Annotated in this window: 23 protein-coding genes; 9 read left to right on the plus strand and 14 right to left on the minus strand. The window is 62.1% G+C overall.

The genetic code is table 11. The features are described from left to right. Positions 1-115: 115 nt before the first annotated feature. From AC2S2E_RS15785 to AC2S2E_RS15795, 3 genes are all read right to left on the minus strand, one after another. Positions 116-508: a dihydroneopterin aldolase gene (locus AC2S2E_RS15785; RefSeq protein ID WP_486523029.1), complete on the minus strand. Its 393-nt coding sequence runs from the start codon at positions 506-508 to the stop codon at positions 116-118. A gap of 17 nt (positions 509-525) precedes the next feature. Beyond that, positions 526-1,398: a formyltetrahydrofolate deformylase gene (gene purU / locus AC2S2E_RS15790; protein WP_476105650.1), complete on the minus strand. Its 873-nt coding sequence runs from the start codon at positions 1,396-1,398 to the stop codon at positions 526-528. A gap of 74 nt (positions 1,399-1,472) precedes the next feature. Continuing rightward, a complete protein-coding gene (locus tag AC2S2E_RS15795) occupies positions 1,473-2,348 on the minus strand; it encodes a methylenetetrahydrofolate reductase (protein ID WP_486523030.1) in 876 nt (291 codons plus the stop codon). Between the two features lie 183 nt (positions 2,349-2,531). Here AC2S2E_RS15795 and AC2S2E_RS15800 point away from each other — a divergent pair, with 183 nt between their 5' ends. Further along, the gene (locus AC2S2E_RS15800; RefSeq protein WP_486523031.1) at positions 2,532-3,227 is read left to right on the plus strand and encodes an alpha/beta fold hydrolase; all 696 of its coding nucleotides are present in this window, start codon (positions 2,532-2,534) and stop codon (positions 3,225-3,227) included. A 45-nt stretch (positions 3,228-3,272) separates the two neighbouring features. Then, positions 3,273-4,661 carry a syringate O-demethylase gene (desA, locus tag AC2S2E_RS15805; protein ID WP_476105657.1) on the plus strand — a complete coding sequence of 463 codons (1,389 nt, stop codon included), beginning with the start codon at positions 3,273-3,275 and terminating at the stop codon, positions 4,659-4,661. Positions 4,662-4,707: 46 nt separating this feature from the next. On the opposite strand, the gene mtnP is transcribed toward desA, so the two are convergent. Beyond that, positions 4,708-5,574, minus strand: coding sequence for an S-methyl-5'-thioadenosine phosphorylase (gene mtnP / locus AC2S2E_RS15810; RefSeq protein WP_486523032.1), 867 nt, complete (start codon positions 5,572-5,574; stop codon positions 4,708-4,710). Between the two features lie 118 nt (positions 5,575-5,692). On the opposite strand from mtnP, the gene AC2S2E_RS15815 reads away from it, so the two are divergent. After that, positions 5,693-6,319 (plus strand): glutathione S-transferase family protein, encoded by a 627-nt coding sequence (locus AC2S2E_RS15815; protein ID WP_486523033.1) that lies wholly within the window; start codon positions 5,693-5,695, stop codon positions 6,317-6,319. A gap of 38 nt (positions 6,320-6,357) precedes the next feature. Here the strand turns inward: AC2S2E_RS15815 and clpB are convergent, their stop codons facing one another. Together clpB and AC2S2E_RS15825 are read right to left on the minus strand one after the other, a co-directional pair. After that, complete coding sequence (clpB, locus tag AC2S2E_RS15820; protein ID WP_486523034.1) at positions 6,358-8,937, minus strand: ATP-dependent chaperone ClpB; 2,580 nt, start codon at positions 8,935-8,937, stop codon at positions 6,358-6,360. A gap of 166 nt (positions 8,938-9,103) precedes the next feature. Continuing rightward, positions 9,104-10,870, minus strand: a complete 1,767-nt coding sequence (locus tag AC2S2E_RS15825) for a M28 family metallopeptidase (RefSeq protein ID WP_476105664.1) — start codon at positions 10,868-10,870, stop codon at positions 9,104-9,106. A 153-nt stretch (positions 10,871-11,023) separates the two neighbouring features. On the opposite strand from AC2S2E_RS15825, the gene AC2S2E_RS15830 reads away from it, so the two are divergent. Then, the gene (locus AC2S2E_RS15830) at positions 11,024-13,885 is read left to right on the plus strand and encodes a M16 family metallopeptidase (RefSeq protein WP_486523035.1); all 2,862 of its coding nucleotides are present in this window, start codon (positions 11,024-11,026) and stop codon (positions 13,883-13,885) included. A gap of 249 nt (positions 13,886-14,134) precedes the next feature. Here AC2S2E_RS15830 and gatB read toward each other — a convergent pair whose 3' ends face one another. From gatB to rpsU, 5 genes are all read right to left on the minus strand, one after another. Then, positions 14,135-15,634, minus strand: a complete 1,500-nt coding sequence (gatB, locus tag AC2S2E_RS15835) for an Asp-tRNA(Asn)/Glu-tRNA(Gln) amidotransferase subunit GatB (RefSeq protein ID WP_476105667.1) — start codon at positions 15,632-15,634, stop codon at positions 14,135-14,137. A 1-nt stretch (position 15,635) separates the two neighbouring features. Then, a complete protein-coding gene (gene gatA / locus AC2S2E_RS15840) occupies positions 15,636-17,117 on the minus strand; it encodes an Asp-tRNA(Asn)/Glu-tRNA(Gln) amidotransferase subunit GatA (RefSeq protein ID WP_486523036.1) in 1,482 nt (493 codons plus the stop codon). Beyond that, positions 17,117-17,419, minus strand: coding sequence for an Asp-tRNA(Asn)/Glu-tRNA(Gln) amidotransferase subunit GatC (gene gatC, locus AC2S2E_RS15845; protein ID WP_476105671.1), 303 nt, complete (start codon positions 17,417-17,419; stop codon positions 17,117-17,119). The genes gatA and gatC overlap by 1 nt, the downstream gene beginning before the upstream one ends. Positions 17,420-17,542: 123 nt before the next feature. Further along, a complete protein-coding gene (locus AC2S2E_RS15850; protein ID WP_476105673.1) occupies positions 17,543-18,082 on the minus strand; it encodes an FKBP-type peptidyl-prolyl cis-trans isomerase in 540 nt (179 codons plus the stop codon). Positions 18,083-18,326: 244 nt separating this feature from the next. Then, on the minus strand, positions 18,327-18,533 hold the full coding sequence (rpsU, locus tag AC2S2E_RS15855) for a 30S ribosomal protein S21 (protein WP_168603737.1): 207 nt from the start codon (positions 18,531-18,533) through the stop codon (positions 18,327-18,329). A gap of 317 nt (positions 18,534-18,850) precedes the next feature. Here rpsU and AC2S2E_RS15860 point away from each other — a divergent pair, with 317 nt between their 5' ends. From AC2S2E_RS15860 to AC2S2E_RS15880, 5 genes are read left to right on the plus strand one after another with little or no spacing between them, the layout of a single operon-like run. Next, positions 18,851-20,185, plus strand: coding sequence for an RluA family pseudouridine synthase (locus AC2S2E_RS15860; protein ID WP_486523037.1), 1,335 nt, complete (start codon positions 18,851-18,853; stop codon positions 20,183-20,185). Further along, positions 20,185-20,784 carry an FMN-binding negative transcriptional regulator gene (locus AC2S2E_RS15865; RefSeq protein ID WP_486523038.1) on the plus strand — a complete coding sequence of 200 codons (600 nt, stop codon included), beginning with the start codon at positions 20,185-20,187 and terminating at the stop codon, positions 20,782-20,784. Before AC2S2E_RS15860 ends, AC2S2E_RS15865 begins: the two co-directional genes overlap by 1 nt. After that, positions 20,781-21,431: an HAD-IA family hydrolase gene (locus tag AC2S2E_RS15870; protein WP_486523039.1), complete on the plus strand. Its 651-nt coding sequence runs from the start codon at positions 20,781-20,783 to the stop codon at positions 21,429-21,431. The genes AC2S2E_RS15865 and AC2S2E_RS15870 overlap by 4 nt, the downstream gene beginning before the upstream one ends. Further along, positions 21,428-21,652, plus strand: a complete 225-nt coding sequence (locus AC2S2E_RS15875; protein WP_486523040.1) for a hypothetical protein — start codon at positions 21,428-21,430, stop codon at positions 21,650-21,652. Before AC2S2E_RS15870 ends, AC2S2E_RS15875 begins: the two co-directional genes overlap by 4 nt. Continuing rightward, positions 21,649-22,344, plus strand: coding sequence for an ATP12 family chaperone protein (locus AC2S2E_RS15880; protein ID WP_486523041.1), 696 nt, complete (start codon positions 21,649-21,651; stop codon positions 22,342-22,344). Before AC2S2E_RS15875 ends, AC2S2E_RS15880 begins: the two co-directional genes overlap by 4 nt. 204 nt (positions 22,345-22,548) lie before the next feature. Here the strand turns inward: AC2S2E_RS15880 and AC2S2E_RS15885 are convergent, their stop codons facing one another. From AC2S2E_RS15885 to AC2S2E_RS15895, 3 genes are all read right to left on the minus strand, one after another. Next, a complete protein-coding gene (locus AC2S2E_RS15885; protein ID WP_486523042.1) occupies positions 22,549-23,055 on the minus strand; it encodes a DUF4262 domain-containing protein in 507 nt (168 codons plus the stop codon). Positions 23,056-23,259: 204 nt separating this feature from the next. Continuing rightward, complete coding sequence (locus tag AC2S2E_RS15890) at positions 23,260-23,838, minus strand: ABC-type transport auxiliary lipoprotein family protein (RefSeq protein ID WP_486523043.1); 579 nt, start codon at positions 23,836-23,838, stop codon at positions 23,260-23,262. Further along, entirely contained in the window at positions 23,835-24,773 is a 939-nt protein-coding gene (locus AC2S2E_RS15895; RefSeq protein ID WP_476105687.1) for an MlaD family protein, read from the minus strand. Before AC2S2E_RS15895 ends, AC2S2E_RS15890 begins: the two co-directional genes overlap by 4 nt.

Consider the following 24,773-nt stretch of genomic DNA (forward strand, 5'->3'; position numbering starts at 1 on the left):
AGTTTTGCCTGCGGCGCGGCAAACTCACGCAAGGCCGAGATCCAAGCGCCATTCATTATCGGGATTGTTAAGGGCCCCCGCCCTTAACCCGCCGGAGGCATAGGCCCCAAAAAACCTAAACCGCCCGCACCATCACCGATACCGACGCCATACCATTGTCCACCGCCTCCGGCTTATCAATCCGTATCCGCGCCCAAAGGACGCTGCCCATCCCCAGACAAGCCTCACCCAATTGCCGGGCAAAGCTTTCGATCAGGTCGATGTGGGTGCGCGCCAGATGTTCCGCCGCCGCGCCAATGTCGCGGTAATCGACGGTCTGCTCCAGACGATCAATCGCGCCCACGCCAAGGCCCAGTTCGGCAAAGATTACCAAGGGTTGCCGCCGCCCGATTTCGCCATGATTGACGCCGACGGCGGCCATCACCTCAAAACCCGACAGGCGCACCACCGTTTCGGCGACTTCGAAAGCCGCCGACTGCGCGGGGCGAAGAGAGATTACGCTATCCATACCCCGCGCCTCCTGTATCAGCCCGGAAAAACCACGGTGCGATGGCCATTGAGGAACACGCGGTCCTCCAGATGGGCCTTGACCGCCTCGGCCAGAACGCGGCGTTCGATGTCGCGGCCCTGACGGACCAGATCTTCGGGCGCGTGGGCGTGGGTGATGTTGCCCACGTCCTGCACAATGATCGGACCTTCATCGAGGTCGGCGGTCACGTAATGCGCCGTCGCACCGATCATCTTGACCCCGCGCTCATAGGCCTGGTGATAGGGCTTGGCACCTTTGAAGCCGGGCAGGAACGAGTGGTGGATGTTGATGCAACGACCCGACAGGAACCCTGCCAGATCATCGCTCAGGATCTGCATATAACGCGCCAGCACCACCAGATCGGCCCCCGTTTCGGTCACGATGGCTTTGATCTGCGCTTCCTGTTGCGGTTTCGTGTCCTTGGTGATGGGCAGGTGATAGAAAGGCAGATCACCGATCAGGCTGGTCGTAATATGCTTGCGATCATGGTTGCAGATGATGGCCACCACATCCATGTCGATTTCACCGATGCGCCAACGATAGAGCAGGTCGCCAAGGCAGTGGTCAAACTTGCTGACCATCAGCACGACCTTCTGCTTTTCACCATTGACGCGCAGGCGCCAATCCATGCCATGTTCAGCCGCCAGATCGCCGAAATGGGCGCGCCATTCCTCGGCCGAATCGCCCTGCGGCAAGGCAAAGACAACGCGCATGAAAAAGCGGTCGGTGATGCGGTCATTGAACTGTTGTGCGTCAAGGATGTTGCCCCCGCGCCCCGCCAGATAGCCCGCCACCTTGGCCACAAGGCCGGGTTGGTCGGCACAGGACAGGCTGAGCGTACAAACAGTGTCGTGGTCAGACGTGGTCACTTGCATTGATCCTTTCTCTCTCCCGCCGGCGCGTCGCGCGCGCCAGCGCTTATTCCTTCGCGCGCAGGCGCTTATTAGGCCCGCGATGCCCGATATCCGTTGATCCACGCCACGGTCTTTTCCAGTCCGCCAAAGGGATAGAAATGCAACCGGACCGGTCCATGCCGTTCATCCAGCCCCTTGGCAAGCGCATCGACCAGCTTGTCCGGCCCGGCGCTGCCCAAAAGCTGGGTGATCGAAATGCCATATTTGGCCAGAACACTGGCCGAGGCGCCCACCCCGCAACGCGCGGCAAAGCGCATCAGCGTCTTGATGCCCGCCGGCCCCGGAACGCCGATCCGCACCGGCGCCGTGATCCCGCGCAACCGCAGTTGCTCCAGCCAGTTGAGAGCCGCATCGGGATCAAACCCGAATTGCGTCACCACCAAAGGCGCCATGCCGCGCGCATCAATATCGACACATTTGCGGGCCAATACTTCCCAGCACTGCTCCTGCGTCATGTTGGGATGCCCTTCCGGGTGGCCGCCCACGCCGATCGCTTTGATGCCGGCCTTTTCAAACAGGCCGGTCGCAATCAGCTCGCTGGAGTCATTATAGGGGCCTGCGGCCTGTTCAGGGTCGCCCGCGATAACGAAGCAGCGCTTTACGCCCGCTTCCTGAACGACGGTGTTGAGGTAATCTTCGAACTCAGCCTGGCTGGCGATGCGGCGGGCGGAAAAATGCGGCATCGGTTCAAAGCCCAACGCGCGCACAGCCTTGGCCGCCGCGATTCGCGCCGTGGCTTCTTCGCCGGGAAGGAAGGTGACGGCGATCGGCGTCTCGGCAGGAATGTTAGGCGCGGCCGCGCGCAGCGAATCGCCATCCTTTGCCGTGATTTCCAAGGAAAATCCGTCGGTAATGCCGTTCGGCGCCCGCTCCCAATTGGGATGAATCTGCGAAATGGCCACCATAGTCCTCTGCCCTTTCTCTTTGACGCCCGCGGATGGAGGCTTCGCGCCTGCGTCATCCCGGCCATCCATTTTGTATGCGACACTTACTAAAACGAAATGTGTGCAACATGGAAGTACTCTCTAGCGCCGACCGATAATTTCGTATAGATGAATTTTTCATGGACGAGAAAAATACGGGTGACGATGTCTGAAAACCTCCCTTTGCTGCTGGTTCCCGGCCTGATCTGCGATTCGCGGGTCTTTGTCGCGCAATGCGCCGCTTTTCCGTTTGCGCGCGCTTTGACCGGTTGGGGGGCGGTTTCCTCGCTGGTCACCATGGCGGAAAAATTGCTGGCCGATGCGCCGGAACGCTTTGCTCTGCTGGGCCATTCCATGGGCGCGCGCGTGGCGATCGAGGTTGCCCGCCTTGCCCCGCACCGCGTCGAGCGATTGGCGCTGGTTTCCACCGGCACACATCCCGTTGGCGCCGGTGAGGCCGAAAAGCGCTACGCCCTGCGCGACAAGGGGCGTGAGCATGGCATGGCGGCGCTGGTTTCCGACTGGCTGCCCCCGATGATTGCGCCGGACAATCGCCCGGCCCTGATGGCGCCGCTGACCACCATGTGCTTGGAACAGGGCCTTTCCGCCTTCGAAGCGCAGATTGAGGCCTTGCTCTCGCGCCCGGCGTTGGAGGATTTCCTGCCGACGCTATCCATGCCTGTCCTGTCCTGCACTGGCGCACTGGACGCATGGAGCCCGCCCCAACAGGCACAAGCCATTGCCGACGCCATCCCCGGCGCCACACTGGAAATCGTGCCCGAGGCTGGCCATTTCCTGCCCATTGAAAGGCCGCAAGCCTTCAACAACATCATCGCGGACTGGCTCCACCAGCCTGCCTGACCAACACGCAACCTTCGCTGCAAGATTGACCCCAAGGAGAGAAGAATGACCCAAAGCCTGCAACAAGTCCTCGATGCCAGCGGCGACATTGTCGAAATGCTGCGCAACGCGCAGGTTGGCCCCAACGTCTATCCCGGCGTTCCGGCTGAATATTCGAACTGGCGCACCGAACAGCAGGCTTGGGCCAAGACCGCCGTGCTGTTCAACCAGTCGTACCACATGGTTGATCTGGAAGTGTCGGGCCCCGATGCTTTTGCCATGCTCAACTATCTGGGAATCAACAGCTTCAAGGGCTTTGTCCCCGACCGCGCCAAGCAATTCGTGCCCGTCACGCCCGAAGGCTATGTGATCGGTGACGTGATCCTGTTCTATCTGGGTGAAAACCTGTTCAATCTGGTCGGCCGCGCGCCCGCCATCGAATGGGTCGAATATCACGCCGCCACCGGCAAGTGGGACGTCAAGGTCGAGCGCGACGAACGCTGGGCCATGCGCACCGATGGCAAGCGCAAGAGCTACCGCTTCCAGCTGCAAGGCCCCAACGCGATGGCCGTGCTGTCCAAGGCGCTGGGCTATGCCGCGCCGGATCTCAAGTTCTTCCACATGACCACGCTGGAATTCGGCGGTGCGAAGGTGCGCGCGCTGCGTCACGGCATGGCGGGTCAGCCGGGCTATGAACTGTTCGGTCCGTGGGAAGATTACGCCGCCGTCCACGGCGCGCTGGTCGAAGCGGGCAAGGAATTTGGCCTGACGCTGTGCGGTGGTCGCACCTATTCGTCGAACACGCTGGAATCGGGCTGGATCCCCTCGCCGCTGCCCGCCACCTACACCGGCGAAGGTTCCAAGGGCTTCCGCGAATGGGCCAGCGCCAACAGCTACGAAGCCAAGTGCTCGATCGGCGGTTCCTATGTGCCCGACAGCATCGAAGGCTATTACCTGACCCCGTGGGATCTGGGCTATGGCCCGTTTGTGAAGTTCGACCATGACTTCATCGGCCGCGAGGCGCTGGAAGCCAAGGCTGCGGGTCCGCACCGCCGCAAGGTGACGCTGGCTCTGGACAATGAAGACGTGATGCGCGTCCAGTCCTCGGCGTTGTCAAAGGGCGACCGCGCCAAGTATATGGAATATCCCAGCGCGGTCTATTCCATGCACCCGTTCGATCAGGTGCTTCAGGACGGCAAGCTGGTCGGCCTGTCCACCTGGATCGGCTACACCGCGAACGAGGGCAAGTTCCTGACGCTGGCCATGGTGGATGAAAGCGTCGCCACGCCCGGCACGCAGGTTACGCTGCTGTGGGGTGAACCCGATGGCGGCACGCGCAAGCCCACCGTCGAGCGTCACGTTCAGACCGAAATCAAGGCCGTGGTCGCCTCGGTGCCCTATTCGGAAGTGGCGCGTGACGCCTATGCCGACAGCTGGCGCAACCGTCAGGCCTAAGGCTTGGTGCAGAAACCCCCGGCCCGCAAAGGCTGGGGTTTTTCTTTTAGCGAAGTACGCGGCCCGCCACCGCATCCAACCGCGCCAGCAAAGCCGGATCACGCTGCACCGGGGCCGTGGCAAAGGCGCCATCCAGCGCGCGATCAATCGGGCTTGCCTCGCGGGTTTCGGGCAAGAGGCGGACCAATTCACGCACCGCCGCACGGGCCAGCGCCGCATTGGCCTTCATCGTGGCGAAAACCTCATGGGCCTCAACGCCCGCCTCCTCGTCGCGCCAGGCGTCATAATCGGTCACCATGGCCAGCATCGCATAGGGCAGCTCGGCCTCGCGCGCCAAACGCACTTCGGGAAAGCCGGTCATGCCGATCACATCGGCGCCCCATCCGCGATACATCCGGCTTTCGGCGCGGGTGGAAAATTGCGGGCCTTCGATGGCGATATAGGTGCCGCGCGGATGCACGGTGCCGCCCGCATGATGGGCCGAAATCGCCAGCAATTCCGCCAGACGCGGGCACACCGGATCGGCCAGCGCCAGATGGGCCACCATGCCTGTGCCAAAAAAGCTGCGCGCGCGGCCTTCGGTGCGGTCAATCATCTGATCGACGCAAACGAAATGGCCCGGCGCATATTCCTCTCGCAGCGACCCCACCGCCGAGAGCGAGACCAGATCCGTAACGCCGCAGCGTTTCAGCACGTCGATATTGGCGCGGTAATTGACCTCGGTGGGCGGGATGGCGTGGCCGGGCCCGTGGCGCGGCAAAAAGGTCATGCGCACGCCGTCGAGTGTGCCAGTGGTGACGCTGCTGCTGGGCGCGCCGAACGGGCTTTCGACGGCGATCTCCTGCGCATTTTCCAGCCCGATCCCTTCGGCCAGACCTGATCCGCCAATCACCCCGATATGCCATACGCTCATAAGGCTCAAACTCCTGTATCCTGCGCGCTGACTAGGACGGATTGCGCTTTTCGTCAAAATTCCTTGCACTTGCCAATCACGGCCCGCCTGTGCAGTCTGCCCACGAAAGGAAAACCATATGCTTTTGATTGGCCAGTTCGACAGCCCCTTTGTCCGCCGCGTCGGCATTGCGATGACGATTTACGGGATGGCGTTCGAACACAGCCCGTTTTCAGTGATGGGCGATGGCGACAAATTCGCCCATCTCAACCCCTTGAAGCGGGTGCCGACACTGGTGCTGGACGATGGCGAGGTGTTGATCGAGAGCGGGGCGATCCTTGATTATCTCGACGAAACCAACGGCCGCGACAAGGCGTTGATCGCCCCATCCGGCCCGGCACGCCGTGCCGCGTTAAAGCGTATCGCCACGGCCACCTCGATTGCGGACAAGGCGGTCTCCTATTTCTACATGCGCAAATTCGGCGGCGGGGTCGATCCCTTCTTCTCCACCCGCAGCGAAGGGCAGATCCGCGATGGGCTGGCCGCATTGGATGCCGAATGCGCGGCGCGGGCCACCGAATGGTGGCATGGCGAAACGCCGGGCCATGACGACATTGCCGTCGCGGTGGTGGGGCGCTTCGTGTCCGAGGCCTATGGCTGGCTGGTATCGCTGGCCGACTATTCCGCGCTGACCGCCCATTGCGCCCGCGCCGAGGCCCGCCCCGAATTTCAGGCAATCCAGCAGGAATTCATCCCGCCAAGCTGACGAAAAAGGGCCGGGATTCAACCCCCGGCCCTTTTCCATTACGCCACGCTTATATTCAGTGCGCCATCGCCCTCGTCGATGTTGACCGTGCTGCCATCGGGCACTTCGCCGCCCAACAGCTTTTCGGCCAATGGGTCCTGCACATAGCGCTGAACGGCGCGCTTCAACGGCCGTGCGCCATAGATCGGGTCATAGCCCACCCGGCCCAGCCAGCGCTTGGCCGCCTCGGTCAGGTCGAGCGTGATCTTGCGATCCTTGAGCAGCTTCTGCACCCGCGCCACCTGAATATCGACGATGGGCGCCATGTGTTCCTGACCCAGCCGGTGGAAGAGGATGATCTCGTCCAGGCGGTTGAGGAATTCAGGGCGGAAATGGCCGCGCACCACTTCCATCACATGCGGCTCGACGCTTTCCACATCGGCCCCATCGGGCAGATTGGCAAGGAACTGGCTGCCCAGATTCGATGTCAGGATGATCAGCGTGTTGGTGAAATCCACCACGCGCCCCTGCCCATCGGTCAGACGGCCATCGTCGAGAACCTGAAGCAGCACATTGAACACATCGCTGTGCGCCTTTTCCACCTCGTCGAACAGCACGACCTGATAGGGCCGCCGCCGCACCGCCTCGGTCAGCACACCGCCTTCATCATAGCCGACATAGCCCGGAGGGGCGCCGATCAGGCGCGAAACGGCGTGCTTCTCCATGAACTCGCTCATGTCGATGCGCACCATCGCGCTGTCATCGTCGAACAGGAACCCGGCCAGCGCCTTGGTCAACTCGGTCTTGCCCACGCCCGTCGGGCCAAGGAACAGGAAGCTGCCCAGCGGGCGGTTGGGGTCCTGCAAACCGGCGCGGGCGCGGCGGACGGCTTTGGAGACGGCCACGACCGCATCCTTTTGGCCAATCACGCGCTTGCCGATCACCTCTTCCATGCGCAGCAGCTTTTCCCGCTCGCCCTGAAGCATGCGCTCCATGGGCACGCCGGTCCATTTGCTGACCACGGCGGCAATGTCGTCGGCGGTCACTTCCTCACGCAGCATGGCGTTTTGCGCCTGAGACTGCGCCTCGACCAATTGCCGCTCCAGTTCGGGGATGCGGCCATAGGACAGCTCACCCGCGCGGGCCAGATCGCCCTTACGCTGTGCCTGTTCCAGCTCGATGCGGGCGGCATCAAGCTGCTCCTTGATCTTGCCCTCGGCGGCAATCTTGTCACGCTCGTTCTGCCAACGGGTGGTCAGTTCGGCCGACTTCTGCTCGGCATTGGCCAGTTCCTCGCGCAAGGTGGCCAGCCGATCCTTGGACGCCTGATCCGATTCCTTGGCCAGCGCCATTTCCTCGATCTTCAACTGGATGATCCGCCGGTCGAGATTCTCGATTTCCTCCGGCTTGCTCTCCACCTCCATGCGGATGCGGCTGGCGGCCTCATCCATCAGGTCGATGGCTTTATCGGGCAGGAATCGGTCGGCGATATAGCGGTTCGACAGGGTTGCCGCCGCGACAATCGCATTGTCGGCGATCCGCACGCCATGGTGCAGCTCGTATTTCTCCTTCAGGCCCCGCAGGATCGAGATCGTATCCTCCACCGTCGGTTCGCCCACAAAAACGGGCTGGAACCGGCGCTGGAGCGCAGGGTCTTTCTCGACATACTTCTGGTATTCATCCAGCGTGGTCGCGCCGATGCAGTGCAATTCGCCGCGCGCCAGAGCGGGCTTGAGCAGATTGCCCGCATCCATCGCGCCCTCGCTCTTGCCCGCGCCGATCAGCGTGTGCATCTCGTCGATGAACAGGATGATCTCGCCTTCCGCGCCCTTCACCTCGTCGAGGACAGCCTTGAGGCGCTCCTCAAACTCGCCGCGATATTTGGCGCCCGCGATCAGCGCGCCCATGTCGAGCGACATCAGGCGGCGATGCTTCAAACTGTCGGGCACATCACCATTGGCAATGCGCAGCGCCAACCCTTCGGCAATCGCAGTCTTGCCCACGCCCGGTTCACCGATCAGCGCGGGGTTGTTCTTGGTACGGCGGGCAAGGATCTGCACCGTGCGGCGAATTTCCTCGTCACGACCGATCACCGGGTCCAGCTTGCCGTCGCGCGCGGCCTGCGTCAGATCGCGGGCATATTTCTTCATCGCATCATAGGCGTTTTCCGCGCCCGCGCTGTCCGCCGTGCGCCCGCCGCGCAATTGGGTGATCGCTGCCTCCAACGATTGCGGCGTGACGTTGGCGGCCTTCAGCGCCTGTCCAGCCGCCGTGGTGGTGGCCAGAGCCAGCGCGACAAGGATGCGTTCGACCGTGACGAAACTGTCGCCCGATTTGGTGGCAATCTGTTCGGCGCTGTCCAGAACGCGCACGGCATCATTGTCGAGGCCCGGTTGCGCTTGCGCGCCCGATCCCGACACCGCCGGGATCTTGGCCAAAGCCTTGTCCACCTCGGCGCTGGCAATCGCCGGGTTGCCGCCCGCGCGCTGCAACAGCCCGCTGGCCATGCCCTCGCTGTCCTCCAGCAGGGCCTTCAGAATATGTTCCGCCGTGATGCGCTGATGGTTCAGGCGGATCGCCAGGGTTTGCGAGGCTTGCAGGAAACCCTTGGCGCGGTCAGTAAACTTTTCGAGGTTCATGGGGTCGGTTCCTCCGTTGCCTCACAAGGTAGTGTGACAAAATCGCCACACAAGCCCTTGCAACAAGAAATTACCGCCCCATGTTCTTCCGTTCCTTGATACGGAACAATCCGGTTGAGCGATGAGAAAGATCATCGCTCAACGAACGCTCAAACGCCGCGCGGGCTTACTTGACGGCCCTCGACGCACCCGGCGCATAGGTGTCGCCAAAGAAGTCACCCTTGAACCACAGCGGCGGCGTATCGCCATCGGCCATGGCGCGGGTGATGCGATAATTGGCCTCGGCAAAACGGGCGCCCGCGCGCCAGTCCCATGCCTGATTCATATCGTCGTTGGGCTGGTGATAGGTCTTGGCCAGAAACGCCTCATTGGCCGCCGCACCGCCATTGGCATAGCCGGTGGCGAGGAACACGGCCGGCACGCCCTTGCGCACAAAGCGATAGTGGTCCGAACGCACAAAGATCGTTTCGGCCGGGATCGGATCGGGCGAGAGGCTCACCTGCATCGGCTTGACCGCATTGGCCACAATCGGCCCCAGCGTCGAATGGTCCGCGCCATAGGCCACCACATCGGTAAAGGGATAGAGCAGCACCGGCATGTCCAGATCGACATTGCCCACAATGCTGGATGCCGGAACGGTGGGATGGTTGGCGTAATAATCCGCGCCCAGCAGGCCCTTTTCCTCGGCCGTAGAGATCAGGAACACCACCGAGCGGCGCGGCCCCTTTTTGTCCTCGGACAGGACGCGGGCAACCTCAAGCGTGGTCGCGCTGCCCGCTGCATTATCCATCGCGCCATTATAGATGCGGTCCTTGTCCGGCGCATCGCCCGGCTTGGGTGCGGCAATGCCAAGGTGATCGAGGTGGCCCGACAGCACCACCGTCTGGTCCTTCAGATCGCTGCCCGGCAGCATGGCGACGATGTTCGGGCTGGTGACGCGCTCGGACTTGCTGTTCACAAAAGCGTGAAGCGTGGTCTTGAGGGCAAAGCCCTTGGGACGACCGCCCACCTTATCCGCCTCAGCCCGGATTTGCGCCAGCGTGCGCGGGCCGCCCGCCAGCAGCGCCGATGCGGCCTCATCGCTCACCGATCCGGCAAGGCGGATGCCGGGGGCCGCCTCATTGGCTTTGCCGTCCTGACCCACCCATGCGTAATTGGGATAGAAAGCATATTGCAGCGCCCGTTCCCAGGGGCGCACCTTGGCCGAGGCATTGGTGGCCACGGTGATCACGCCAATCGCGCCATGGGCCTGGGCCATCTGCGCCTTGGTGGCCGACAGATGCGCGCCCTCCTCGCTGGCCATGCCGGTGGGATAGCCGCGCAGGACGACGACGATCTTGCCCTTTACGTCCAGCCCTTTGTAATCATTGATGCCGATCAGATCATTGTCGATGCCATAGCCCACGAAAACCAGCGGCGCGGTGATATCAAGTTTCGGCTCATTGGCGCTGGCCGACACCATCACCTGCTTGCCATGTTCGAAATTCACTTTGCCCTTGGGGCCGGTGATTTCCATGCCTGCGGGGCCATCGGCATAGGAGGTCTTCTGGAACGTAATGCGTTGCAGCCAGCCACGCTTGCCATCCGCCCCGATGTCCCCCATCGGCGTCAGGCCCAGCGAGGCAAAGCGCTGTGCCACAAAGCGGGCGGCGATCTCATGCCCCTTGCTGCCCACATCGCGCCCTTCGAGCAGGTCATCGGCAAAAAAGGCGATGTCGGATTTGATACGCTCTGCCGAAAAACGCGGGTCGAGCGGCAGGTCCGCTTCGGCGCGGATCGGGGCTTCGGGCTTGGCCGCAGGAATGGCGGCAACCGGGGCACCGGCTTCTTCATACATCGCCTCGGTGGCCTCGACCGATTCAATGGCACGGGCGGGGCTGACCAACAAAAGCGCGGGGATCAGGCAGGCGGAAAACTTCGCAACAGCAGGCATGCATCTCTCATTTCGGGAAATTGACATGCATGTCAGCATAAGGCCGAATTCTGAACAGGCAAGCGGCCCAAAGCCCCTAAAATTCGCAAGGTTCATCCTTGCGACAGGTCGGGGATGAAACTACCCATAGTGTATCCAAAGATGGGAAACACCATGCGTCACCAGATTTCCGCGCCGCTTCTGGCACTTGCCCTCACCCTTTGCGTTCAGCCCGCTTTTGCCCAGACCGCAAATGCTCCGGCCCCGGCCCCGCTTTCGGAACTGGTGAAAAAGGTCGATATTCCCTACGAAAGCTTCAAGCTGTCGAACGGCCTGACGGTTCTGGTCCATACCGACCGCAAGGCGCCGATCATTGGCGTAACCACCTATTACCGCGTCGGATCCAAGCATGAGCCGCGCGGCAAGACCGGCTTTGCCCATCTCTACGAACACCTCTTCTTTGGCGGCAGCGAGAACGTCCCCAATTTCGATGTGCCTCTGGAGGCGGTCGGTTCAACCAGCACCAATGGCAGCACATGGTACGATCGCACCAATTATGTCGAAACCGTGCCGACCGGGGCTTTGCCGCTGGCGCTTTTCCTTGAAAGCGACCGCATGGGGCACCTGCTGGGCGCGGTGACGCAGGACAAGCTGGATAAGCAACGCGGCGTGGTTCAGAACGAAAAGCGTCAGGGCGACAACCAGCCCTATGGCCTTTTGCGCTATGCCGAAACCGACGGGCTGTTTCCGGTCGGCCACCCCTATCGCCACCAGACCATCGGTTCGATGGCCGATCTGGACGCGGCCAGCTTGACCGATGTGCGCCATTGGTTCACCGATCACTATGGGCCGAATAATGCGGTGCTGGTGCTGACCGGCGATGTGGATGTGGCGACGGCCCGCCCGTTGGTCGAAAAGTATTTCGGCGACATCCCAACGGGTCCGGCGGTCAAGCCGGTGGTCGCAGGGCCAGTGACGCTCAAAGCCCCCAAGCGGATTGAATTGCAGGACAAGGTCGCCACCACGCGCATCATGCGTATCTGGTCCGCGCCGGGCATGAATGACAAAGATGCCGCCGCGCTGGATGTGGGGATGAGCGTCCTTGGCGGGCTGGCGTCCTCGCGGCTGGACAATGCGCTGGTGCGGGGCAAGCAGGTGGCCGTTTCGGTCAGCGCCGAATTCGAGGCACATGAACAGGTCAGCTTCCTTGAAATCTCGATGGATGTGAAACCGGGCGTGCCGCGTGCCAAGGCCGAGGCGGCACTGGACGCGGAAATTGCGCGGTTTCTTGCCACCGGACCGAATGCCGATGAAGTCAAGCGGGCCGCCACCCGGTCGGTGTCTGCCGAAATCGGATCACTCGAAGTTGTCGGCGGATTTGGCGGCAAAGGCACCACGCTAGCCGAGGGGCTGATGTATTCGGGCGATCCGGCGCAGTATAAAAAGGATCTGGCCGAACTGGCCGCCCTGACCCCGGCGCAGATCAAGGCGGCGACCGGGCGTTGGATGAAGCGCCCCGTTCTGGCCATCGCCGTCACGCCGGGCGAGCGCAAGCAGAAGGGCGAATTGCTGGGCGGTTGGGGCGATGAGGCGACGCGCCCCGCGCCCAAGCCCGACGCCAAAGCCCCCGTGCCCCCCGTCCCGCAATCCCCCCCGCGCAAGGCGCCCGAGGTTGCGCCGGTGGGCGAACTGGCCTTTCCCACGGTTCAGCACGCAACGCTGTCCAACGGCATGCCGGTCACGCTGGCCCGCCGCACCGCCGTGCCCAAAGTGTTGGTCAGTATCGGGTTTGATGCAGGCGTTGCCGCCGACTCGCTCAACACGCCGGGCACGCAGGGGTTGATGCTCTCGATCCTGAAGGAAGGGACCGTCAAGGACGCCACAGGCGGGGTGAACCGCAGCGCGGTGCAGGTGCTGGAGGAAGAGGAGCGTCTGGGCGCAAGCATCGAGACGGGCAGCAGTCTGGACACAAGTTCGATCACGCTTTCGGCGCTGTCGGCCAATCTGGCGCCTTCGCTCTCGCTGATGACCGATGTGTTGCTGCATCCCGCGTTCAACCCTGCCGAAGTGGCGCGGGTCAAAGATCAGCGTCTGGCGGCGCTGGCCCAGACCATGGCCAATCCGCGCGGTGTGGCGCTGCGGGCGATCAATCCGTTGCTGTTTGGGCCGAGCCATCCCTATGGCCATGCTTCGGACGGGCTGGGCAATCCGGCCTCGCTCAAGGCGCTGACCACGCAGGATTTGCGCGCCGCGCATGACCAATGGCTTCGCCCTGATCTGGCCCGCGTGACGGTGGTGGGCGATATCACGATGGAAGAATTGCTGCCCAAGCTGGAGGCGGCGCTGGGCGCGTGGAAGGCTCCGGCCAGCCCCAAGCCGGTCAAGGCGATCACGGCGGCCGCCCCCACGCCGCGTCCGCGCATCGTGCTGATCGACCGGCCCGGTTCGCCGCAATCCATGATCGTTGCAGGCAAGGCCTTGTCGGTTGATGGCCGGGCACCGGGTCAGGAGGCGCTCGACCTTGCCAATGAAGTGCTGGGCGGCGGGTTCCTCTCGCGCCTCAACCTCGACATCCGCGAGGAAAAGGCGTGGTCCTATGGCGTATCGACCGCCGTACGCCAGCCTCTGGGCGCGCGCAGCATGATCCTCTTCGCGCCGGTCCAGACCGACCGTACCGGCGATTCCATCAAGGCGATGATTGCCGATATGAAGGCCTTTCCGGGGGCAAAACCCGTCAGTGCCGAGGAATTGCAGCGCGTGACCGATGGCAATATCCGCGGCCTGCCCAACAAGTTTGAAACCAATGGGCAAGTGCTGGGCGCGATCGCATCCAATGAACGTCTTGGGCGGCCCGACGACTATTACCGCAAGCTGCCCGCGCTCTATCGCAGCATCGATGCCAAAGCGCTGGAGGCCAAGGCGGCGGAATATCTCCAGCCCGATGGTCTGACCTTCGTCGTCGTGGGCGACAAGGCCAAGGTCGAGGCGCAGTTGAAGGATGTCGGGTTGCCGGTGGAGGTGTCGGGGGGCAAGTAAATTTGCCTCCGGCGGGCAAAGGGACTTGGTCCCTTTGCAATCCCGATTATGAGGTAGTGCCTTGATTGCGGGCCAGCACAATTTACAAAGCTAATATATTAAAAGCCTGCGGCGCCATCTAATCTGCGCCGCAGGCTTTTATAATTCTAACGTCGCGCCATTCAACCTCAGTCGAACTTACAGCGCAACACATACAGTAAGGGGATTGTTAAGGGCCAAGGCCCTTAACCCGCCAGCGGCAAACCCCTTTTACGAAGCTAAAGCTTTCTTCAGCAGTTCATTGATGATCTGCGGATTGGCCTTGCCCTGCATCGCCTTCATGGTCTGGCCGACGAAGAAGCCGAAAAGGGCCTCCTTACCGCCGCGATATTGCTCGACCTTATCCGCGTTCTTGGTCAGGATTTCGGCGATCACCGCCTCAATCGCGCCGGTGTCCGAGTTTTGCTTCAAGCCTTCGCGCTCGACAATCACGCCCGCCGCGTCGCCCGTTTCCAGCATCTTTTCCAGCACCTGCTTGGCGATGGAGCCGGAAATCGTGCCATTGCCGACCAGCGCCAGCAGTTCGGCCGCACCTTCGGGCGAAATCGGGCTGGTCGAGAGATCCTTGCCCAGCTTGTTCAACGCGCCGAAGAATTCCGACAGCAGCCAATTGGCCGCCTGCTTGGCAACATCGGCCTCGCTCTTGTTCTGGGCAGCGGCAGTGGCCGCCAGCAGCGCCTCGAACCAACGCGCCGTATCGACGTCATTAGTCAGCACGCCCGCATTATAGGCCGACAGGCCCAGCCCATCGACATAACGCGCCCGCTTGGCATCGGGCAGTTCGGGCAAGGACGCACGGCATTCCTCAAGGAAGGCATCGTCCAGCACCAGCGGCAGCAGATCAGGATCGGGGAAGTAGCGATAGTCATGCGCGTCTTCCTTGGACCGCATCGACCGCGTCTCATTCTTGTCCGGGTCATAGAGGCGCGTTTCCTGCACCACCTTGCCGCCGTCCTCGATCAGCGCGACCTGACGCTTGGCCTCGGATTCGACCACGGCCATCACGAAGCGCACCGAGTTGACGTTCTTCGTTTCCGTGCGCGTGCCGAATTCTTCGCCCGGGCGGCGCACCGACACGTTGACGTCGGCGCGCATCGAGCCCTGATCCATATTGCCGTCGCACGAGCCGACATAGCGCACAATCTGGCGCAGCTTTGACAGGTAAGCTCCTGCTTCTGCGGGCGAACGCATATCAGGGCGGCTGACGATTTCCATCAGCGCCACGCCGCTGCGATTCAGGTCAACATAGGACATGGTCGGGTGCTGATCATGCATCAGCTTGCCCGCATCCTGCTCGACGTGAATGCGCTCGATGCCGATGACCTTGGGCTCAGGGATACCCGCCTTCTCATCCGCCTCGATGGTCAGCGATCCCTCGCCAACCAACGGGTGATAGAGCTGGCTGATCTGATAGCCCTGCGGCAAATCGGCATAGAAGTAGTTCTTGCGGTCAAAGCGCGACCACTTGTTGATCGCCGCCTCAATCGCCATGCCGGTGCGCACCGCCTGACGGATGCACTCCATGTTCGGCACGGGCAACATGCCGGGCATCGCCGCATCAACCAGCGAAACCTGGCTGTTCGGCTCGGCGCCAAAAGCCGTGGCGCTGCCCGAAAACAGCTTGGCGTTGCTGGTGACCTGCGCATGGACTTCAAGGCCGATCACGACCTCCCATTCGCCCGTTGCGCCCTGAATACGATAATTGCTCATATTACCACCACTTTTCCGGCTTGGCCGAGAACTGCGCCCGCTGTTCAATCGCAAGGCCTGCGTTCAGCACGCCCTGTTCATCGAAAGGCCGCCCGATGATCTGCAAGCCCAGCGGCAGGCCATCGCTCGACAGGCCCGCGGGCACGCTCATCGCGGGCAGGCCCGCCAGTGAAGCGGGCACCGAGAACACGTCGCCCAGATACAGGTCGAGCGGATTGCTCTTTTCGCCCAGCGCAAAGGCAGGCGTCGGCGCGGTGGGCGCAAGGATCACGTCGCACTGCTTGAAGGCTTCTTCAAAGTCGCGCGAAATCAGCGTGCGGACCTTCTGCGCCTGCGTGTAATAGGCGTCATAGAAGCCCGCCGAGAGCACATAGGTGCCGATCAGGATGCGGCGCTTGACCTCGGCCCCGAAACCGGCGGCGCGGGTGGCGGCATACATGTCCTGAAGGTTCGCGCCATCGGGCAGTTCGCGCAGGCCATAACGCACGCCATCATAACGCGCGAGGTTAGACGAAGCCTCGGCAGGGGCGATGATATAATAAGTCGCCAACGCATATTTGGAATGCGGCAACGAGATGTCCACCACCTCGGCCCCGGCATCCTTCAGCCATGCAATGCCATCATCCCAAGCCTTCGCCACATCGGCGTTCAGGCCCTCGATGCGATATTCGCGCGGAATGCCGACCTTCTTGCCCTTAAGATCAGCGTTCAACAACGCCGACCAATCGGGCACCGGCATATCGAGCGAGGTCGCATCCTTGGGATCGAACCCGGCCATGGCCTCCAGCATCAGCGCGCAATCGGCAACGCTATGCGCCATCGGCCCGGCCTGATCGAGGCTGGACGCAAAGGCCACAATGCCCCAGCGCGAGCAGCGGCCATAGGTCGGCTTGATGCCCGATATGCCGGTGAAGGCCGCAGGCTGGCGGATCGAACCGCCCGTGTCGGTACCAGTCGCCGCAGGCACAATGCGCGCTGCCACCGCCGCCGAGGAACCGCCCGAAGAACCACCCGCCGTCAACGCCGCCGTGTCGCCCTTGCGGCGCCAGGGGCTGATCGCGGGGCCAAAGGCGCTGCTCTCATTGCTCGAACCCATCGCGAACTGGTCCAGGTTGAGCTTGCCCAACATGCCCGCGCCCGCGTCCCACAGCTTTTGCGAAACGGTCGATTCGTATTGCGGCTTGAAACCTTCAAGGATCTTCGATGCGGCCGAGGTCTGCACGCCCTTGGTGGCGAACAGATCCTTCATGCCAATGGGCACGCCCGCCAGCTTGCCCAATTCCTTGCCCGCAGCGCGGGTTTCGTCCACCTTTTCGGCCGCCGCCAGCGCCGCTTCGGGCGTGGTTACGATAAAGGCGTTGAGCGCCTGCTGCGCATCGGCAACAGCGCTGTTAAACGCGTGGGCCACTTCAACAGCGGTAAATTCGCCCTTGGCCACGCCATCGCGGATCGCGATCAGGCCCAGATCGGTCAAACCAGTCATTATTCAATCACCTTGGGCACGCCGAAAAATCCATGTTCGGCCGCGGGCGCATTGGCCAGCACCGCATCGCGAATACCGCCGCCCGTCAACGGATCGGCATTCACGATATCTTCGCGCAAACGCAGCGTATTGGGGATCACCGCCGTCATCGGCTCAACCCCTTGGACGTTCACTTCGCCCAATTGTTCCACCCAATTGAGGATGCCATTGAGTTCAGGAACCATCGCTTCCAATTCGCCTTCGCTTACCTTGATACGGGCAAGACTGGCGATCCGGGCCACTGTGGCGGTATCGACCGACATGCAACAACCTTTGCCATTAAATCCAGACCGGAAACCCGGCCCACAAACAAAGCGAGGGGCATTTCCGCCCCTCGCGCCGTAACTTCGCTAGCACCGCAAGCGCAGCGCTTCAAGCAAGCCGGATTATTCCGCCCCGCCCGGAGCCACAGGGGCTTCTGCCGAAGGAGCCGCACCGGCACCGCCGCCCTGACCGCGCATCATGCGTTCCATCATGCGCTGCTGCATTTCCAGCTCGGCACGGTTGCGGAAATCGATGACTTCCAATTCAAACGTCAGGTTCGAATTGGCGGGGATCGGACCAGCAGCCTTGTCGCCATAGGCCAGCTTGGCCGGGATATTCACGACATACTTGCCGCCGCGCTGCGTCTGGGCCAACGCCTTGGCAAAACCGGGGATCGTGCCTTGCATCTGCATGATGACGTTCTTGTTCTGGTCGAACACGGTGCCATTATCCAGCTTGCCGACATAATTGACCATCACCAGATCCGCGACGGTGGGATTGGGGCCTTCGCCGGCCTTGAGCGTCTTGACGCCCACAATCGGCGGTTTGGCGGCGATTGCCACCGTACCGCCAACCAGCACGGCAGCCAGCGTGCCCAGCCACAGCTTCGAAACCGAACCCTTGGCCAGCGGCAGCAGGGGAACGCGGGTGATCTCGGTCATGGTGTAATCCTGTCCTATGCGATCAATCGGCCTGTTGGGGCCAAAACTCTTGCGCGCCTCCCTACAGGCGCGCCTTGGTCTGTGCAAGCGCAACACAGGTCTTAAAGACCATGAAATTGCTTAAAGATGCCGCGAACAGCAGACAGCAAAAAACCCGCCGGTCTTGGCCGCCGTGAAAGCGACCGAACCAGCGGGCTTTTTGATTCGGCCTATTTCAGGCCGAAGTCACCTTACGTGGGCGGCCTTACTTGGCGCCGTCACGCTCGGCGCGCTTGCGCTCCAGCTTGCGGGCGCGGCGTACAGCAGCGGCCTTTTCGCGAGCGCGCTTTTCCGAGGGCTTTTCATAGTGGCGACGCAGCTTCATCTCGCGGTACACCCCCTCGCGCTGCAGCTTCTTCTTGAGAGCGCGCAGGGCTTGATCGACATTGTTTTCGCGGACGAGAATCTGCATAAAAAGAACCACCTCAAATATCTGTCGGCCAGAGCCCCACCCAGTCTCGATCGAGCGGGGGTTCACCCAAGGGATTGCAACGAAACTTGCGCCGAATCCCTGTGGGGACGGCAAGATTTGCGGCCCGCTAGCAGAGTCGCAAGCCAAAGGCAAGCTGTGATCCACCAAACGAGACTCGCCAATAGCGACGTGCGGCGCGCTCATAGGCCTATAATCAGGGCCATGGCAACCGCCAACGCACATTTCCTGTACGACAAAAGCCAGTATACCGGGGCTCGGACTATACGCGATGGCCTCCATAAGCTAGGGGGCGGCCTATGAGTCAAGAAACACCATCCAATCAGGTCCGCCAATTTGTCGTTGGTCGCGATGACGACGGCATCCGCCTCGACCGCTGGTTCAAGCGCCATTTGCCCCAAATCGGCTTTGCCACGATCAGCCGCTGGGCCCGCACCGGCCAGATCCGCGTCGATGGCAAACGCGCCGCGCCCGAAGACCGCGTGGCCAAGGGCCAGACCCTGCGCGTGCCGCCCGGCGACAGCATCGTGGGTATCGGCGGCGGCAAGGGCGTGCGCGCCCGCAAGCCTTTGACCGAGGCGCAGCTCGAACTGGCCGATTCCATCGTTCTGCATCGCGACCCCAGCGCCATCGTCATCAACAAGCCGCCCGGCCTTGCCACCCAAGGCGGCAGCGGGACATTTGAGCATGTTGATGGCCTGCTCGACGCCTATGCGCCCAACGGCCCGCGCCCGCGTCTGGTCCACCGTCTGGACAAGGACACGTCGGGCGTGCTGCTGGTCGCCGCCACGCCGGGCAGCGCGGCTTTCTTCTCCAAGCGCTTTTCCGGGCGCACGGCCAAGAAAGTCTATTGGGCCTTGGTGGTTGGCGTACCTTCGATCGATGAAGGACTGATCGACCTGCCTTTGGCCAAACAGCCCGGATCGGGCGGCGAAAAGATGATGGTCGACCAATCCGAACATGGTCAACCCTCGCGCAGCCGTTATCGCGTGATCGACCGCGCGGGCAATCGCTGCTGCTGGGTCGAACTGCAACCTCTGACAGGCCGCACGCACCAGTTGCGCGTCCATATGGCGGCCATTGGCCACCCGATTGTGGGCGACGGCAAATATGGCGGCCCCGACGCCTTCCTTTCGGGCAGCATCAGCCGCAAGCTGCACCTGCATGCGCGCCGCCTGATCATCGATCATCCCGATGGCACGCCGCTGGATGTCGAGGCGCCCCTGCCCGACCACATGGCAGCCAGCCTTGTCCAGCTCGGTTTTGAGGAATCGGAAGGCGAATATATCCCAGATCCGACCGGCGAATGGAGCCGTGAGGAAAAGAAGGCGGCGGCCAAGGCCCATGCCAAGGATTACCGCAAGGAGCGCAAGGGCGAACGCCGCGGCCGCCTCGACACGGGCCGCGCGCGCAATGATTCGCGCAAGGTACCCGGCAAACCCGTGGCCCCCAAAAAGTCCGGCCCCAAAAAAGGTCTGGGCAGCAAGCCCACGGTCAAGTCGGCAGCCAAGCCTGCGCCCAAGCTGGCCGGCAAGCCCGCCGGGCGCCCGGCAGGTAAGCCTGCGGGCAAACCTGCGGGAAAGCCCGCCGGTAACCCCGCCGGGAAACCCACTGCGCCGCGAGGCCGTCGTTAATGCATCCCAACGCGGCCTTTCGACATGATGATCCTGCGCTGTTCGAACAACTGATCCGCGAGATCGGTTTTGCCATGATCTTTGCCACCACGCCCGATGGGCCGCGTGTGGCGCATGTTCCGTTGGTTTCAACGGGCGATGGGGCTGTGCAATTCCATCTGGCGCGCGGCAATGCGTTGACGCGCCATATCGATGGCATGGTGGCGCTGGCCGTGGTCAATGGGCCGGACGCCTATGTTTCGCCGCGTTGGTATGGCGAAGATCCCAATCAGGTGCCGACATGGAACTATGTCGCGCTTGAAATGGAGGGCCGCGTTCGCCGGATGGATCGCGATGGGCTGTATGGGCTGCTGGAGAACTTGTCGGCGCAGGAGGAGGCCAAACTGCCCCCACCGGCATGGACGATGGAGAAATCCGATCCGGCCTATATCGACAAATTGATGGGCGCGATTGTCGGTTTTGAGATGGAGGTGCAGGCATGCCGCCCGACCTTCAAGCTGTCGCAAAACAAATCGGCGCAATTGCGCGAACAGGTCGCCGCCGGACTGGAAGAAGCCGGTAGCAGCGCCATGGCAGCGATGATGCGGGGGTTGGCATGACACGTTTGGCCGTGTTCGATTGCGACGGCACGCTGGTCGATGGACAACATGATATTCAGGCCGCGATGATCGACGCTTTTGCGCGGCTCGACCTGACGCCTCCCTCGCGAGAGGCGGTGCGCCAGATTGTCGGCCTCAGCCTGCCGGTGGCCATGCGCCGCCTCTTGCCCGATGCAGAGCCGGAACAGCAGGCCGCCTTGGTCGAGGAATATAAATACGCCTATCGCAGCGCGCGTGATCAGGGGCGGATCGGCGAACCGCTTTATGATGGCATCCGCAGTCTTCTGGACGGATTGCGCGCCGATGGCTGGGCCATGGCGGTGGCCACGGGCAAGAGCGATCGCGGGTTGGCGCATTGTCTGGCGATGCATGATTTGTCGGATCATTTCGTATCCCTGCAAACCGCCGACCGCCATCCGTCAAAGCCGCATCCGGCCATGCTGGAGGCCGCGCTGTTCGAGGCTGCGGCCATGCCGGAAAACAGCGTGATGATCGGCGACACCAGTTTCGATATTGCCATGGCTCGGTCCGCAGGGGTGCGGGCGCTGGGCGTGGCTTGGGGTTATCACAGCGTGGATCAGTTGATGGCCGCCGGCGCCGATGCCGTGGCCCGCGATCCGGCGCATTTGCGGGAGTTACTGGGATGAGGATCGACCCGGAAACCTTGGCCAAGGCGCGCTTTAAGCGTTTGACGGTGGTGCGTTTCGTCGGCGTGCTGCTGGCCATGGTCGGCGCGGCCATCATGGGCGGCAAGGTTGATTTGCCGCGACTGGTCGGGCTGCTGATCCTGCTGGGCGGGGTCTATTACGCACTGATATTCCCCAGCCGTTTGGTGAAACGCTGGAAAAAGCAAGACGGGATGCAATGAAGCGGTTTTACAAGGAAGTTTCCGTGGCCGAGCGCGATGGCGCATGGCAGGTCACGCTGGATGGTCGTCCGATCAAGACCGTGGGTGGAAAGCCCCAACTGGTCCCCACCCGCGCGCTGGCCGAGGCTTTGGCGGCGGAATGGGCGGCGCAGGGTGAGGAAATCGATCCGGCCAGTTTCGTGCTGCGCGATATGGCCGATTATGCGCTGGACGTGATCGGGCGTGAACGGGACGAGGCGATTGCCTCGCTGCTGCCCTATGCCGAAACCGACACGCTGTGCTATCGCGCCGATCCCGAAGACGCGCTGTTCGAAAAGCAGAACGAGGTTTGGGAGCCGGTCCTGACCGCCGCCGAACAGCGCCACGGCCTGCGCATGCAGCGCGTCAGCGGGATCATGCACAAGCCCCAGCCGCCCGAGAGCCTGGCCGTCCTGCGCGCCCGGTTGGAGGCGGCGGATGCCTTTACACTTGCCGCCCTGCGCAACATGTCCAGCCTTGCCGCTTCGCTGTTAATCGCGTTGGAGGCTTTGGAGGCAGACGCTGAGATCGAGGCGCTCTGGGCCGCGGCATCCCTTGAGGAAGAATGGCAGGCCGATCTCTGGGGCCGCGATTGGGAAGCCGAAGAGCGGCGTGATAAGCGGGCGAAAGCCTTTGCCCTGTCGGCTGAATTTGTACGGATGGCGCGGGGGTAAGGGGTTTGTCCTTGGCGGGTGTTTTAAGATGCCTCCGGCGAGTGCGTTTAAGTGCCTCCGGCGGGCAAAGGGACTTGTCCCTTTGCAATCCCGTTACTGTCTTGGTTTCCTGTCAATTGCGGTGATGTGCTTGGGCGCGAGATGGCTTTTATTTAGAGCCGCTTCGCGGCGGCGGGATGTCCGGAAAGTTTGGGGCAGCGGACATTAATCTGCAAGTGAAGCCAACCAGCCGTGTTCGGTCAAATCCGGTTGATCACCGACCATCGCCTGATCAAACCCCTGTTCCCATGGAAAAATGCCACTTCGGTCCGGCCAGATGATTTGTAGGCAGGGAAATTTATCGCTGCCAGCATAAAACCACCCGCTCCAACCAAGATATTCTTGATAAAAGCGGCGCGCGACAGGGAAGGCATAAGCAGGCAAATTTCCGAAAACGTCGTTCGTCCGAACTCCCATCGGAATCGCCTTACCGCCCTGACCATCTCGGAATAGATCCCAGAAAACGTCATGAACGATTTCATCTTTTAGACTGAAGATGATCAATTCTGGCTTCTGAAGATTCACCCAAAAGCCGGTTGTGAATGAAAAACCTGGACCAATATCATCAGAGAAAACGTGGGTCCGCGTCCAACCATGCTGCCTTATCTTCTCGACGAAAGACTTCTCGCCATCGTCCAAACGATCTTCAGGGGCTTGCAGCGCAGTCAACATGGTTCATGGGCTACCATTGATTTACCGACGTCCGCAACAGCACCGTCTCCAGACCGTCTCTTTTCTTCCCGCGAAGCGGCTTAATAACCCTACGCCAAAACTAACCGCCACGCAGCCTTCCACCCGCCACGCCGACAATATCGGGTTTGCAAAGGGCCCCCGCCCTTTGCCCGCCGGAGGCATCTGGAAAACCCAGAGAACCCCTCACTCAACCCAATCGGCAACCTCGGCGGCCAGCTTGTCCGACATCCGGCCCAAAGCCTCGGCGACCACTTCCGGCCTGGGCGCAACGCCCTTTTCCACCGCCTCAAACCGACGCTGAGCCAAAGTGCCGTCCAGCTTGGTCAACAGGGCGTCATAGCGGATCACGGCAGAGCGGGTCTTATCGTCATAGCCCATAAAGATCAGGCGCCCGCCAAGATGCTGCCCCGCCTGTCCGCCGTCCTCGGCGTCGATCAGGACGAGGCGGCGGCCACGGGCGCGGATCACTTCGGCGATGTGGTTGCGCAAGAGGCGTGCGGGGCGTTCGCTCCACAGGCCTTCTTTCATATAGGCGATGCTGGTGTCATTCATGCGCACCGCAATACGGGTCAGGCCCAGCGCACGTTCCGCATCCGGTTCCGCCACGGACAGCGTCGTGATCGGCGTCGCCGTCACCAGCGCCCCCGCAGGCGCCGAAACCGGCGGCAGGGTGAAGAGCTGCTTGGGCGGCTTGCCCCCTGCCCCCACCTTGACGCAGGCGCCCAGCATCAACACCCCGATCAGAGCGGCGATCTTCTTCATGGGTGGTACTCCGGCAGCTTGGGTGGTGAGAGCGCAGCAGCGGCGCCCTGATTGTCAATTTTTTCGGTCAGCTCGCGCAAGGCCCGGCTGGTGGCGCGCAATTCACGCACCGCGCTTTCGGCCTGCGGCAGCGTTTCTTCGCGCACGCGGCGGATGGCCGGATCGGTCTGGCCCAAGGTCGATTTCAACGCATCAGCCGCACTCTGGGCCGAACGCAGGGTCTTATTGAGCTGCGACACCACAGAATCGCCATTGGCATCCAACTGCGTGTTGAAATTGGCGGTCAGCTTCTGAAACTCGGCCATGGAATCCTTGGCCTGCAACAGGGCCGAATCCAGATCGGTGAGGACCTGTTTAATCTGGGGTGACGCGTCCGCAAGGTTGGCCGTCATCCGGTTGGTATTGGCCAGAATGCCTTCGATATTCTTCTGGTTCTTGTCCGACATCAGGTTCGACAGGCGATCCGTCAGCGTCCCGATGCGTTCAAGCAATTGCGGCGCGCTGGACAACAGATCGCCAAGGCCCGACAGCTTGGTCGGGATCACCGGCACGCCATTGGGGCCGGGCGCCGTGATGGCGGGCTGCCCGGTCTTGCCGCCGGCCAACTGAATATTCGAAACGCCGGTAAAGCTGCCCTGAATGGTCGCGGTCGTGCCCTGAAGAATAGGCACTTCCCGATCGATGTTGATGCGCACCCGCACGACGCTGGGATCATCGGGCGACAGTTCGATTTCGGTGATCTGTCCGGCCGGAACGCCCTTGTAATTGACCGGCGTGCCCTTGGCCAAACCATCCACCGATTGGCGAAAGAAGATGTCATAGGGTTTGCGTTCATGGCGCGACAGATGCGCCAGCCACAGGGCAAATCCCGCCGCCAGCCCCAACAGGACCAGCGTGACCACCCCCACCCAGATATGATTGGCGCGTGTTTCCAT

The sequence above is a fragment of the Novosphingobium sp. 550D genome (assembly GCF_057401885.1).